Annotated in this window: 13 protein-coding genes; 6 read left to right on the top strand and 7 right to left on the bottom strand. The window is 37.0% G+C overall.

Annotated elements, in window-relative coordinates; genetic code table 11:
• The 3 genes from IW16_RS08050 to tsaD are packed head-to-tail and all read right to left on the bottom strand — an operon-like array spanning position 1 to position 2,171.
• On the bottom strand, positions 1 to 702 hold the full coding sequence (locus IW16_RS08050) for an RsmE family RNA methyltransferase (protein ID WP_034741959.1): 702 nt from the start codon (positions 700 to 702) through the stop codon (positions 1 to 3).
• A gap of 45 nt (positions 703 to 747) precedes the next feature.
• Positions 748 to 1,158, bottom strand: coding sequence for a hypothetical protein (locus tag IW16_RS08045; protein ID WP_034741956.1), 411 nt, complete (start codon positions 1,156 to 1,158; stop codon positions 748 to 750).
• Positions 1,155 to 2,171: a tRNA (adenosine(37)-N6)-threonylcarbamoyltransferase complex transferase subunit TsaD gene (gene tsaD / locus IW16_RS08040; RefSeq protein ID WP_034741952.1), complete on the bottom strand. Its 1,017-nt coding sequence runs from the start codon at positions 2,169 to 2,171 to the stop codon at positions 1,155 to 1,157. The genes IW16_RS08045 and tsaD overlap by 4 nt, the downstream gene beginning before the upstream one ends.
• Positions 2,172 to 2,175: 4 nt before the next feature.
• Between tsaD and IW16_RS26585 the strand changes: the two genes are divergently transcribed.
• The 3 genes from IW16_RS26585 to IW16_RS08025 all read left to right on the top strand — a co-directional run bounded on the left by IW16_RS26585 (position 2,176) and on the right by IW16_RS08025 (position 8,020).
• Positions 2,176 to 6,966 (top strand): translocation/assembly module TamB domain-containing protein, encoded by a 4,791-nt coding sequence (locus tag IW16_RS26585; protein WP_034741949.1) that lies wholly within the window; start codon positions 2,176 to 2,178, stop codon positions 6,964 to 6,966.
• A gap of 134 nt (positions 6,967 to 7,100) precedes the next feature.
• Entirely contained in the window at positions 7,101 to 7,571 is a 471-nt protein-coding gene (locus IW16_RS08030) for an Lrp/AsnC family transcriptional regulator (RefSeq protein WP_034703315.1), read from the top strand.
• A gap of 71 nt (positions 7,572 to 7,642) precedes the next feature.
• Entirely contained in the window at positions 7,643 to 8,020 is a 378-nt protein-coding gene (locus IW16_RS08025) for a hypothetical protein (protein WP_034741945.1), read from the top strand.
• A 272-nt stretch (positions 8,021 to 8,292) separates the two neighbouring features.
• Here the strand turns inward: IW16_RS08025 and IW16_RS26580 are convergent, their stop codons facing one another.
• Both IW16_RS26580 and IW16_RS26440 read right to left on the bottom strand, forming a co-directional pair.
• Entirely contained in the window at positions 8,293 to 8,445 is a 153-nt protein-coding gene (locus IW16_RS26580) for a hypothetical protein (RefSeq protein ID WP_165571971.1), read from the bottom strand.
• A gap of 178 nt (positions 8,446 to 8,623) precedes the next feature.
• Positions 8,624 to 8,806 (bottom strand): hypothetical protein, encoded by a 183-nt coding sequence (locus tag IW16_RS26440; protein WP_131327860.1) that lies wholly within the window; start codon positions 8,804 to 8,806, stop codon positions 8,624 to 8,626.
• Between the two features lie 464 nt (positions 8,807 to 9,270).
• On the opposite strand from IW16_RS26440, the gene IW16_RS08010 reads away from it, so the two are divergent.
• Genes IW16_RS08010 through IW16_RS08000 form a run of 3 tightly spaced genes read left to right on the top strand, consistent with a single transcriptional unit; the run spans position 9,271 to position 10,830 of the window.
• Entirely contained in the window at positions 9,271 to 9,822 is a 552-nt protein-coding gene (locus tag IW16_RS08010) for a hypothetical protein (protein ID WP_034741937.1), read from the top strand.
• 34 nt (positions 9,823 to 9,856) lie between these two features.
• Positions 9,857 to 10,321, top strand: coding sequence for a hypothetical protein (locus IW16_RS08005; protein WP_034741935.1), 465 nt, complete (start codon positions 9,857 to 9,859; stop codon positions 10,319 to 10,321).
• Positions 10,318 to 10,830, top strand: a complete 513-nt coding sequence (locus IW16_RS08000) for a hypothetical protein (RefSeq protein ID WP_228376918.1) — start codon at positions 10,318 to 10,320, stop codon at positions 10,828 to 10,830. The genes IW16_RS08005 and IW16_RS08000 overlap by 4 nt, the downstream gene beginning before the upstream one ends.
• 143 nt (positions 10,831 to 10,973) lie before the next feature.
• On the opposite strand, the gene IW16_RS07995 is transcribed toward IW16_RS08000, so the two are convergent.
• Positions 10,974 to 11,918, bottom strand: a complete 945-nt coding sequence (locus IW16_RS07995) for a transketolase family protein (RefSeq protein WP_034741932.1) — start codon at positions 11,916 to 11,918, stop codon at positions 10,974 to 10,976.
• A 10-nt stretch (positions 11,919 to 11,928) separates the two neighbouring features.
• Positions 11,929 to 13,074, bottom strand: coding sequence for a hypothetical protein (locus tag IW16_RS07990; protein ID WP_034741929.1), 1,146 nt, complete (start codon positions 13,072 to 13,074; stop codon positions 11,929 to 11,931).
• Positions 13,075 to 13,101: the final 27 nt, after the last annotated feature.

The following is a 13,101-nucleotide window of genomic DNA, read 5'->3' as shown; positions in this document are numbered from 1 at the left end:
CTAATTCTTCATCATATTAAAATAATTCCACGCCGCCACAAAAACCCCCGCTGTTTCAGTTCTCAGCCTTTGATTTCCCAGTGAAACAGCTTTTACATTACTGTCAGATAGAAACTGGATTTCCTTTTCAGAAAAATCCCCTTCAGGACCAATCAGGAACGTGATCTGTTCTAAAGAGGGAATATGGTTAAGGTCAATTCTTTCAAGGTTTTCATGACAGTGTGCCACAAACGTATGTTCCGGATCAATATTCTTCAGGAAATCTGTAAGCTTTACCGCATCGTTAACAACCGGAAAGTGAAATCTTAAGCTTTGCTTGGATGCAGCAACAGCCTGTTTTCTGATCTTGTCAATATTGATATTTTTACGTTCTGTCTTCTCTGTGATAATAATACTGATTTCTGAAATACCCATTTCTACAGCTTTTTCCACAAAGAACTCGATTCTGTCAATGTTTTTCGTCGGCGCAATGGCAATGTGAAGATGAGGATTGAAATCTGGACTATCCATTTTAATTTCGGAAACTTCCAGTCCGGCCTTTTTGCCTTCAATAACTAATTTTCCCGAAGCAACATTTCCTTTACCATCTGTGATATGGATGTCTTCACCATTTTTCATTCGGAGAACTTTTACAATATGCTGCTGTTCTTCGTCATTAATTATTGCTGTTCCGTTATTGATTTCGCCAAAAAAAAGTTTCATATATTGATATTTAGAATGCGCCTGAATGGTATTGATAAGTGATGATTAAAAGGAAATTTCATTATCGCTTAAAAATGCTACACCGGTTTTTATCGTCGTATAGATATCACCTTCACAGTCTCTGTATGAACATGCGTAAATTTCTTCAATCCACTTATTATTCATAAAAATTAAATTCAGATATTCGTTTTTTCTTAAATTATTTTTGATGGATAAATAATCTCCTTCTTTCGGTTCGTAAGTAAAACTAAATACATTTTCTGAATTGATTTTCTCTACGATCTCTTCCTTTATATTTTGAACATATCCGATTTCTGAACTGATCATCAAATAATCTTCGTCTTCAGATTTTTCTGTCACTTCATTTTTTCCTATAATGGTTTCTAAAACCCAGTAATACTTTGAGTTCTTTTTAGAATGTGTTCCCAGTACTTTTTCTTCTAAAAGTATTTTCATAAATCATATTTTGCTGTTGCGGAAGTTTTCATATCCGTAAATTCTCCTCGCTCATATTTCAGCTGAGCAACCATTGCGATCATTGCCGCATTATCGGTAGTATATTCGAATTTTGGAATGTAAATATTCCAACCTAATTTTTCATGATTATCCTGCATTGCTTTTCTCAAAGCAGAATTGGCAGAAACTCCACCAGCGATCGCCACTTCTTTAATATTTAATTCTTTTGCTGCTTTTTCAAGTTTAGCCATCAGAATCTCTATGATCGTTCTTTGAACAGAAGCGCAAAGATCATTCAGATTTTCTTTAACAAAATCAGGATTTTTTCTAACCTCTTTCTGAATATAATAAAGAACAGAAGTTTTGATACCACTGAACGAATAATCATAATTTTCCATTCTTGGTTTGTTGAATGTAAAAGCGTCAGGATTTCCTTCTTTCGCCAGTCGGTCTATAATAGGTCCGGCAGGGTAGTCGAGGTCGAAAATTTTACCAATTTTGTCAAAAGCCTCTCCTGCGGCATCGTCAATCGTTTTTCCAATGATTTCCATATCAAAATAATCCTTAACCAGCACAATCATCGTGTGTCCTCCGCTTACCGTAAGGCACAGAAAGGGGAATTGGGGCGGCATAGGATTTGCATCGTCAATGAAATGGGCTAAAATGTGAGCCTGGAGGTGGTTTACTTCAATTAAAGGAACATTTAAGCTCATTGCCAAAGACTTAGCAAATGACGTTCCTACAAGCAGTGATCCTAAAAGTCCGGGACCGCGTGTAAATCCTATAGCAGAAATAGCATTTTGTTGTATATTTGCTTTAGTAAAAGATTTTTCAACAACGGGGATTATATTTTGCTGATGCGCTCGTGATGCCAGTTCAGGGACCACACCTCCATATTCTTTATGGATGGCCTGATTCGCAGCAATGTTTGACAGAATACAGTTCCCCTTGATGATAGCTGCTGAGGTGTCGTCGCAGGACGATTCAATACCTAAAATTATAGAGTCGCTCATAATAATGGCAAAGTTAGAGAATAATAACGAGAATGAGAATAAAAAATCAGTAGCTGAGAACCTGAGCGATCAGGTGCAGAAGACTGTGGATAATGTAGAAGGTGCTGTGAAGGAGACCGTTAAGGAAGCTTCTGAACTGGCATCGGATGCTATTAATCATCCTATGGAAACTGCTGAGGAATTTGGGAAGCAGGCTGTAAAGGATGTAACCAGCTATTCCTGGTGGGCAAAGCTTCTTCTCATCCTGTTCTGGTTTGGTGTTATCCTTGTTGGAGGAATACTTACTGCTATTAATCTTCCGGCTACTAAACAGTGGGCAGCAGATCAGGCACTTCAAATCGTCAACAAAGATTTTAAAGCCGGAATGTCTACAGAGAGTGTAGAGGTAGACTATTTTGGAGATGTCATTATAAAAGGATTAAAAATCAAGGATTATAAAGGCCTTGAATTTATCAAAGCCAGAGAATTTAGGGCAAACTCCGACTGGATGTCCTTGGCCTTCAATGCGATTTCCGGGAACAGCAATTCATTAAGTTTTAATTCCCTGACTCTTGTTAATGCAGATGTAAAGGTCATTACGTATAAAGGCGACAGCATTTCCAATTTTATAAGATTTACACAGCTCTTCGATAGCGGCAAAAAAAGAGATCCTAAAAAACCTCCATTCCAACTGGATTCCAGGGTACAGATCATCGATTCTAAAGTTTCTATCATCAGCCAAAACTCGCCGGGAGAACCTGGAAAATGGCTTACCGCAACAAATTTTAATTTAAAAGCACCTAATGTAAAGGTTAACGGGCCAAATATTTCAGCGCTCATTAATAATATGTCCTTCGTCACTTCGAGATGGGGGAAATCTCATTTTGTAGATACATTCTCTACCGAACTTTCTTTGACGCATGAATTTCTTTCATTAAAAGATCTTACGCTGAATACAGACCATTCTTTGCTTCAGGGGAATATCAAATTTAATCTTCATGACGGATCATGGTCAGATTTTGCAGACCGTGTACGTTGGGATATGGAAATCAAACAGGGAAGCCAGTTGAGCGGATATGATATCAGCTATTTTGTGACGAACTGGGATAATTTTAAACCATTCAATCTGGCAGGAAAAATGACCGGCCCTTTGAATAAATTTCACCTGGAAAACTTCCTGATAAGAAATCCTGATGTCAATATTGCCACTAAAACAATGAAAGTGGATCGACTGTTGAAAGGTAATTTCTCTATTGAAACGAATGATCTTTCTACAGATTTTACCTATAAAGATCTCAAAGCGATGATGCCTTCATTTATTTCTAAAAAGATGAAGAACTTTGCAGATGACTTCGGAAAACTGAAATATAATGGAGCCGCAAAAGTAAACCCTGAGCAGATCTATGTGCCAAGCGGAAATCTGATGACAGGGATAGGACAGGCTAAAATCACCAAACTTTCTCTTACCGGATATAGTACGGCAATGCCTAAATATTCTGGATATCTGGAAGTAAAAGATCTGAATACTTCTGTAATCACAAAAAGCAAAACAGTTGGTTTGATTACCGGTAAATTTGATCTTAACGGGCAGAGTTTTGACGTCAATACCATGCGTCTGACAACAAAGTCACAGATCACAAGCATCGAAATCATGGATAAGCAGATCAGTAACCTGTATCTGGACGGATTATTAGACCATAAAAAATATAACGGACTCATCACCGTGAATGATGAGCAGGCTAAAGCGACAATTAAAGGACTTATTGATTTCAGTACGTCAAAAATTGCCATGAATGTGAATGCAGATGTCAGCCATCTGAATATGAATTATTTTACCAATAAACCTGGAAGCCAGATTGTAAGTGGGCAGGTAGAAGGTAAAATGTCAATGACTTCTATCAATGACCTTACTTTAGATGTAGATGCTAATAATATTAATTTTGCTACGGCAACTCAGAAATATCTGATTCCTAATGCAAAGCTGAAAACGTTTGTCGAAGCAGGCGGACGTGTAATAGATGTTGATGCGCCGGGAGCCGCCAGTGGGAAAATATCAGGGAAATACAATCTTGCAGATCTTGTGGGTATGATGGAGAACGGTATTGGAAGAATACTGGTAGGACCTCCACCTAGAAAACTATACAGAGGTCAGAATTTTAAAATGAATTTTGATGTTCAGCAAGGAGTTGTGAATTATTTTCTTCCGGATCTGAAGCTTCCACAGGGTGCTGTGGTAGAAGGGGAATACAATGGTGACTCCAATGATCTTATTCTGAATCTGGACGCTTCTTCATTGAAGTATATCATGACAAAGAAGGAAGAAATTACAGATGCAGACAAAGCTTTAGCAGCAGCCAATCCTGAATATAAAATCAACGACAGGACTTCCATTTCCAGAGACAGCGCCATGATCGACAGTGTTATGGTGAGAGTTAATACAGCTCAGCTTGATCAGCAGATCTATGCGAGGATCAGTAAACTGGAATACAATAAAAATATTATTAAAGACTTTGAACTTAAAGGAAAGAATGAAAACAATACCGCACTTCATCTGGCCACTACATTCAAACACGGAAGCCCGGAAGACGAGCTGAATGAAAATCTCAAGGCATATGCTATTAATGTAGATCAGTCTACTAATGCTGCTGGAGATTATGTTTTCAAATTTGAACCTACCGAAGTAAAATTCAATGATGTTACCTGGGCAATAGATACCAGCCCCGAGCTGGACCATTCGATTACTTACCGAAAAAATACCGGAGATTTTGATATTAGAAATCTGAGGGTGTATTCAGATAAAAGTGCCTTGTTTATCAAGGAAGCACAATTTAAATCAGCCAAAGATTTTTATGTCGACGCGGACATTGAAGAGTTTTCTATAGAAAAACTTCTTGAAATGCAGTCCGGTGGAAACCCAATGCAACTTAAAGGTCTGGCAAACGGAAGCGTAAAAATCAAAATGGATAAGAGCACTCTGCAGCCACTTGTAGATCTTACTGTTGATAATATTATGATGAACGGAAATGAAATGGGTGACCTTACGATTTCCGCGACAAACGGTTTCTCCCTGAATGTATATGATGTGGACGTAAAAGTGACTTCTGCCGGAGTTCTCGGAAATAATAACCTGCACCTTACAGGAACTGTGAACAATAATACGGCTTCACCTACCATTGATCTGACAGCAGAAATGCGTGATTTTGATATTGCCTTTACCCAACAGTTTGTTCAGACTGTTTTTGGAAATATACGCGGAAAAGCAACAGGTGATCTTAAAATCAACGGTAAGCTGAGTAATCTCGATTACAGTGGAGATATCGCTATGAAAGGTTTTGGATTGAAGCTTCTCTTTACAGGAGTGGATTATTCATTTGATGATACTGTGATTCCGCTTTCAAAAGGGCTTGCAATTCTTAACAATATTGAAGTACATGACGGAAGGTCGAATTCCAAAGGAACAATCTCCGGTGCAATTCAGTTTGAAACGATTTCTTCTATGGGGGTCAACCTGGTAATGCGGGCAGATAATCTTATGGTGCTGAATACCGCACAAAAGGATTTTGACTTATTCTGGGGAAGAGTATACGGACAGGGAGATCTGTACGTGGATGGACCTGTTTCCGGATTGAGCATTTCTACCCCAAATATGAAGGCCTTAAATGGCAGTACGTTCACATTTAACTCCAGCTCGACGTCCAATGTCGAGGAGTTTAAAATGCTGAGGTTCCTGAAAGAAGGAAAAGACGGACTGATCACTTTGGAAGAAAAGAAAAAAACAGGAGCCAATATGAATATCGACTTTAGTCTGGATGTTGATAAAGGAACTACTGTTAATGTACTTGTAGGTGACGATGTAGGAAATATTACCGTAAAAGGAACAGCCGACCGATTAAGATTCCAGATGGGAAGGAAGGGAGGAATTGCTATGAACGGTACCTATAAGGTAGATAACGGAACATTTGTTTCTAAAGCGATCCTTAACAAGACTTTCCAGATAGAAAAGAACAGCAGTATCAGATGGGATGGTGATGCGATGAAACCTGCTCTGGATATTACAGCCAATTATGTAAGAATGGTTACGAATGCCGGAGAATATTTGAGCATGGGAAAACTACAGCCGATCAGCGTATTGCTCCAGGCAAACATTAGCCAGTCACTCATAAATCCAAAAATAGACCTGAACGTTACTGCTCTTGATGTATCCAGTCAGGTAAAAGAAACATTGGCTGCCAAGATGAGCCAGGAAGGAGAGAAAGTGCTTCAGTTTGGTTCCATATTGCTGCTGAGTACATTTAATGTATCCAACAGTGGCGGAGTAGATTTTGATGTAGCAGGTGTGGCAGAGTCTTCAGGATACAATATGCTTCTGAAACAGCTGGGATCCGTTCTTAATACCATGAGCAACGAATTCCAGATTGACTTGAATTATGTAAAAGGTGACCAGAATTCCAATACTGGTGATCGCGCGAATGCAGGGGTAAGTGTTGCCGTTTCGCCGAGAATAAATATTAAAACAGGACTTGGTATTCCATTGACAAAAACCGAAGGTACCCAGACCAATTATCTTTCAGGTGAAGGTTCCATTGAATATGATGTTTCTAAAAAGAATGATGGTAGTCTTGTTTTGAGAGGATATTCGAAGCCTACTAATATCGGAATGGTAAGTACTAATGGTTCTGCAAATCAAGCCTATGGTGGGGGAGTAGTGTGGAGTAAAAGCTTTAATTCTCTATTCAAAAAGAGGAAAAAAGACAAAAAACAGCCTGAAGCCAAAAGTGAAATAAAAACAGATTCTACAAAATCAGGTACTAAATAATCCTAATATTTTAATGATTTTTATCATCCGTGTTAATTATTGTTAATGTTTGATATAATTTTTTTAGTTAAATAATTTTTTATAAATTTGCAATAAATACATGGATTTTTTAAGAAAATTGTAATTTAACTAATATGAACTATCAACTGGACGAAATAGACAAGAAAATTCTTGATTTCTTAGTCGAAAACACAAGAATGCCTTTTACAGAAATTGCAAAGCAGATGGACGTTTCTGCTGGAACAATTCACGTAAGAGTGAAAAAAATGGAGGATGCAGGTATTATTTTGGGATCATCTCTTAATATCGATTATGGCAAGCTGGACTATCACTTTACAGCTTTCATTGGAATCCTTTTGACAAAATCAAACCGCACTCAAGAAGTATTGAAGGAACTATCTGTACTTCCAAACGTGATCGAAGCGAGCGTTATTTCCGGAAAATATAATATTTTCTGTAAAGTAAGAGCTAAGAACACTGAAGATGCGAAAAGAATTATTTATCAGATAGACGACATTCAAGATGTAATGAGAACTGAAAGTATGATCTCCATGGAAGAGTACTTAAGCGACAAAAACAGATTGATCAACGCTATTTCTATATAATTCAAATTTTAAACGAATAAATATAATGAAGAACTTGTGAATTTATTCATAAGTTCTTTATTTTTGTATCTATGGAAGAATACAGTTACTTTGACGAGGATCCAAAGAAAGGATGGGGATTTATTTTAGCATTTGCAGCACTAATGCTTTTTACACTGATGGGGTTGGGAATAGATGGGGATGAATACCTCCAGCATGAATATCTTCAGATTCCGAGATGGTACTTTTTCGTTGTCTTTTCTATTGATGTACTGATGATGATTGGGCTTGTCCTGATGTTCTTCTACAGAAAAATCGGGATCTTTATGTTTCCGGCACTTCTGGTTCTCCATTTCTTTATGCACAGTTACTATCTTTCAACTTTTTTATATACTGATGTAACCAATCTTTTCCTTTTTACAGGTTTCGGCATGCTGGCCATTATTCCGAAATGGAAATTTTTCAGATAAAAATATTCTGATAAAGGACCTTGCCGCAGAACACATTTCAAAATTTTTACCGTTAAGTATTGAGATCTGATTGGAAATTTCTTTCAGGTCTTCTGTGTCATTTTTTCATCGTTGAATAATTTTTCAGATTTTCCAGAAAATCTATCAGTAACAGTATATTAATTTGATTGCGATCATACCTCCGTCAAACAGAATATCTGATATTTAGGAGGTACGATGCAAACCTGCAAGTTTTTCAATTGCATTACATTCATTCTCTTTTAAAGATCTTCTTATAAGTACCTTACACAACCGTAGAAGCTAAGAGAACCAACATGCACAAGCGCAAGATTCATTGTCATTACACCGGCAGCAGCCATCCATGAAGAAAGAAAACAATTTCCTCCCTGAATGTTTTCAAGTTTACTTGTTGGAATTTTTTTCATTTTTAAATAGTATTATTAATATAAATGATAAACATATGATCACTGTGGTGAAACACTGTTTTAGAGAGAGGTCAAGGAAAGGATAAATTCTATCAACTAATATTGATATTGATAAAATAACGAGTAAAACAATAACAATAATTTTCGTCCATTTTTTATCCATATTTAAAGTTTTTAACTAGAAACATCCCATACTGATCCCTCCCATAACACCAGCCATAACACCCGATGCAGCTCCACCAGGTCCTCCGGAAAGTCCTATAGCTCCGGCGAAAAGAGTCGCGAGCCCCATTAATGCACAGTTTCTTCCTGGTCCATTACCCTGCAAATTTTCCATTTGCGAAACATTTAATTTTTTCATAATTGAATAATTTTTAATTAATATTTGCGGTTGCCATTTAAACCCTGACATGGGTTTCATTATTTTGCATTTTTGTACCATATTGTGCACATGTGATACCTCTGCAAAATATTGATCAATATTGATATTTTCAAAACTAAACATAATTTTTTCCCAAGTTTGTGAATACATATGCAGATTTATTGTGAATTTAAATGGCCTCTTTGTACGGTTGTACACGTTTAAATAAATTTATATAGTGACAGTTTTACAAAATTTTGTTAGGGAATATTTTCAAAATATGGCGTTTAATTTTAGAAACAGCATTATTAAATTGAAACCCGGATTAAAGCTGTTGTACAAAATGATGATCATATACCCATACACAAAAAAAAGTAGACAGACGATGAATTATGGAAGTAAAATTTTCATCTATTTTTGTATATTGACGGCTTTTATTAAAGCCCGAATCCCGAAATCACTGTATGAAAAACATTAAACAACTCAATATTGAGTTAAAAAATCATCTTGAAGAAACTGCAGAGCAGCTTGTTAAAGATCTTGTACAAATAATCGATGATAAGAAAGCAGATGATCTTGAGGACAGGACTGAGGCTGAGATCAGGGCTTTTTATTTCGAATATCAGTATGATTATCTTGATATCACAGCATGGGCCACTGACAAATCCGGAAATAGTATAACAAATCCTGTACTTTTACCGACCCAAAGAAAACAGGGAATTGGTGAAGAGGATAAATGGAGTGCGTTGCTGCCTGAAAAGATATGGAAAGAAGCTTCGGATTTTCAGGAGAAATATGAAGATGAAGATGATTTCGATGATTTCTGGGATGAATACAATGAAGAAAAATACAAACTGTTCGAAGACTGGTTCTGTGAATGCTGGAAAAGAGCTTCAGGACAGACGGGATACCGCAAAGATGCCTATTTTTCAATTCACGATACCTATTTTAAAACAGATCTGAATACCCTGCAGACCATCAATGATGACGAAATTGCAGAACGTTATACTTCTTAAATCAATTACACATTAAAATATATTATTATTTATCATGAACACCTATCAATTTTACAAAAAAGAAGGAAACCTTTTTATTTTCAAAAACCAACCGATGTTTAGCTCTATTATTGTTATTCTTCTGTTCATTGTTGCAGGAATCTCCTATAAAAATAACTTTCCTTTATTAGGTTTATTTTTCATTGCTTTTGGAGGACTGATCATTGCGAATTTCTTTGCAAAAAAGTTTGTAGTTGATCCGCAGCAACAAACGATTACATGTAAGCCGAGTGTTTTCGTTCCTACAAAGACCTATTCTTTTCAGGATTTTACTAATTTTCAAGTGCTGGCGATGAAATATTTAGGCTTCATTACCACCAATGTATTTCTGAATATTTATTTTGAGGTGAATGGAAAAGAGCAGAAATTTATGATAGGGCAGTCCCTTACCCATAAAGGGGTACAAAAAATGGTCAACGAAACTGAAGATATTATGGGCTTAAATGAAAATTTACGATGAATACCATAGAACGGTATAAATTCGAGGATAATGGCAGTGAAATAAGCTTCATGCCGAACTATAGTTTTCTGCATACCCTAAAGTGGTGGCTGGCGGCAGGCGTTATTGCAGCTGCTGTGATCTTTTATTTCAAAAATATATTGTCAGAAAAATTTTTTATAATTGCCGCTGCTTTATGGGTCGTTTATATGGGGTATTTTCTGCTGGATCTGATCTTCAGGGTACCTGTGAAATATATTTTTGATAAGCGGGAAAAGAGTATTTACAGAAAACTGTATTTCACCAAGCGGATCATGGGTTTTGACGAAATGACCTACTTTATTAATGAAGAGACCGGAGGATATTATTATGTTATCGGGAAGAAAAGAAATCAGTTTGTAAAAAACTATAGAATCAGTAATTACTTTTCAGGTTCAAAATCATCAAGATTAAAAGAGGGTGAATTCCTGGATCAAATATTATATCCGGTCCTGAATGTACTTGATGTTCCTATAAACAGACCACAGTAATAATTTTCGTTCTGTAAAGTACATGATTGTATAACGGGAACTTACTTTTAGTGCGGCAAATCCAGGATTTGTCGGTTGAGCAAAAAAATAACTCCGGCTGTTTCGAAGAAACAGCCGGAGTTTATATAGTACAGCCTGTTTTATTAAGCTAAAATTCTCTTCACAGCCTCTTTTACAGCTGCCGAATCAATTTTGTATTTCTTCATAAGTTCAGCAGGAGTTGCAGATTCTCCGAAAGTATCATTCACAGCAACAAATTCCTGTCTTGTCGGTCTTTTTCTTGCAAGCATTCCCGCAACAGACTCTCCTAGGCCACCAAGATAGTTATGCTCTTCAGCAGTAACGATCTTACCTGTTTTTTCTACAGATTTTAGGATGATCTCTTCATCCAGAGGTTTGATTGTGTGAATATTGATCACCTCACAAGAGATGCCTTCTTTTTCAAGCTCATCAGCTGCTACAAGAGATTCCCAAACAAGATGTCCTGTTGCAACAATCGTTACATCAGTACCCTCCTGAAGAAGAATTCCTTTTCCGATCTCGAAAGGCATATCTTCCGGAATGAATACAGGAACTGTAGGTCTTCCGAATCTTAAATATACAGGACCTTCATGCTCAGCGATAGCAATAGTAGCTGCTTTTGTCTGGTTGTAATCACAAGGATTGATTACCGTCATGCCCGGAAGCATTTTCATCATACCGATATCTTCCAAAACCTGGTGAGTAGCACCGTCTTCACCTAAAGTAAGACCGGCGTGAGATGCACAGATTTTTACATTTTTTCCTGAATAAGCGATCGACTGACGGATCTGGTCATACACTCTTGAAGTTGAGAAGTTGGCGAAAGTTCCTGTAAAAGGAATTTTTCCTGTAATGCTCAGACCTGCTGCAATTCCCATCATGTTGGCTTCTGCGATTCCTATCTGAAAGAATCTTTCCGGTGCTTTTTCAATGAATTTTTCCATTTTCAAAGAACCGATAAGGTCTGCACAAAGTGCCACTACATTAGGATTTTTGTCGGCAAGTTCTGCTAATCCGGCTCCGAATCCTGAACGCGTATCCTTTTTTTCTGTATATGTATATTTCATTTTTATTTTTTTAATCTAGATTTTTTAAATAATTGTTTAATTTCTTCTGATCAGATGCATCAAGTTTTTCATGAATCTCATTGAGGTAAAGCACTTCCCGTCTTATTTCATCCAAAGTCATTTTAATACCTACCGAATGGTTATCGGCCTGTGTAAGATACATGTCACACATTTGCCCGACATAATTTTTCAGGTGGCTTTTTACTTCTTTGTTTTTAAATTCCGGAAGATCGTTATCGATATTTCTGCAGTGTTTAGGAAGCCCTTTCCACAGCTGGTCACTGGGTATAGAACTTATCGCAAGATTTCCTTCTTCATGATTTTTTTTATATTCAGAAACGTAATCCGGGATATAAGTCCCATAAGAAGCACTTGCAGCAGAATCAACCGCTATGGCAGCAGAATCAACAGCGGCTGCCGCAGAATCAGCTATTGCCGCATATTCAGTTTCCTTTTTCCGATACTCTGCCATGATAGAATCTCTCTTTCTCTGCTGTTCGGTCATCGTCTTTCTATGATCAAAATAAACGAAGTCTTTAGAATCTTTTATAGACGTTGCTGCAAAATATTCTGTGTCATAGGTTTTTTCCGGACCACCTTTTAAAATAAGACCTTTCAGTCCCGAACTTTTATATTTTGCTCTTTTCTGAAAATTTAAAAGACCGTTGAGAACCGGTAAATTATTATAAGATGACTTTTCATCAATACACAATTTAAAATCTTCTGCATTTTGCATCTCCCCATTTTTTAATCTGTAATTGATTAAATAATGTGAACACGATACGCCGGCAACAGTTTCTTTGGTGGTAAGCTTTTTACTTTCCAGAACAAATTCCTTTACATCATCATCCCCATAGCTTCCCATTCCGAAATACATCATGGAAGAAGCAGCGTCAGATCCGTCAAGGCGATTGTTCATATCCAGACTTACAGGGGAAGTTCCCAGTGCATCTGTAAAAAACTGCAGAGGATAGCTTTTGATGCTGATCCTCGTTAAAACCTCATTATTGTCACTGGAATAGGTTTTTACAATACCCAGAGAGGCGTTTTTCTCAACAAGTTTATAGATGATCTCTTTCGTAAAGGAAATCTTCTTCTCCTGGGAAATTCCCAGAGCAAAACTGATAAGAAAAGATAGGCAGAAGAATTTTTTCATGATAACTTGATCAATGTGATGTTCAGA

Source organism: Chryseobacterium vrystaatense (assembly GCF_000737765.1).
Classification (GTDB): Bacteria; Bacteroidota; Bacteroidia; order Flavobacteriales; family Weeksellaceae; genus Chryseobacterium; species Chryseobacterium vrystaatense.
This window is presented reverse-complemented; position numbering and strand designations above follow the sequence as displayed.

Excerpts from the sequence above, each read along its gene's own strand:
- IW16_RS08050 (WP_034741959.1), bottom strand. The coding sequence starts at position 702 with ATGAAACTTTTTTTTGGCGAAATCAATAACGGAACAGCAATAATTAAT.
- IW16_RS08010 (WP_034741937.1), top strand. The coding sequence starts at position 9,271 with ATGAAAAACATTAAACAACTCAATATTGAGTTAAAAAATCATCTTGAA.
- tsaD (WP_034741952.1), bottom strand. The coding sequence starts at position 2,171 with ATGAGCGACTCTATAATTTTAGGTATTGAATCGTCCTGCGACGACACC.
- IW16_RS26580 (WP_165571971.1), bottom strand. The coding sequence starts at position 8,445 with ATGAAAAAAATTCCAACAAGTAAACTTGAAAACATTCAGGGAGGAAAT.
- IW16_RS26440 (WP_131327860.1), bottom strand. The coding sequence starts at position 8,806 with ATGAAAAAATTAAATGTTTCGCAAATGGAAAATTTGCAGGGTAATGGA.
- IW16_RS26585 (WP_034741949.1), top strand. The coding sequence starts at position 2,176 with ATGGCAAAGTTAGAGAATAATAACGAGAATGAGAATAAAAAATCAGTA.
- IW16_RS08005 (WP_034741935.1), top strand. The coding sequence starts at position 9,857 with ATGAACACCTATCAATTTTACAAAAAAGAAGGAAACCTTTTTATTTTC.
- IW16_RS08000 (WP_228376918.1), top strand. The coding sequence starts at position 10,318 with ATGAATACCATAGAACGGTATAAATTCGAGGATAATGGCAGTGAAATA.
- IW16_RS08045 (WP_034741956.1), bottom strand. The coding sequence starts at position 1,158 with ATGAAAATACTTTTAGAAGAAAAAGTACTGGGAACACATTCTAAAAAG.
- IW16_RS08030 (WP_034703315.1), top strand. The coding sequence starts at position 7,101 with ATGAACTATCAACTGGACGAAATAGACAAGAAAATTCTTGATTTCTTA.
- IW16_RS07990 (WP_034741929.1), bottom strand. The coding sequence starts at position 13,074 with ATGAAAAAATTCTTCTGCCTATCTTTTCTTATCAGTTTTGCTCTGGGA.
- IW16_RS07995 (WP_034741932.1), bottom strand. The coding sequence starts at position 11,918 with ATGAAATATACATATACAGAAAAAAAGGATACGCGTTCAGGATTCGGA.
- IW16_RS08025 (WP_034741945.1), top strand. The coding sequence starts at position 7,643 with ATGGAAGAATACAGTTACTTTGACGAGGATCCAAAGAAAGGATGGGGA.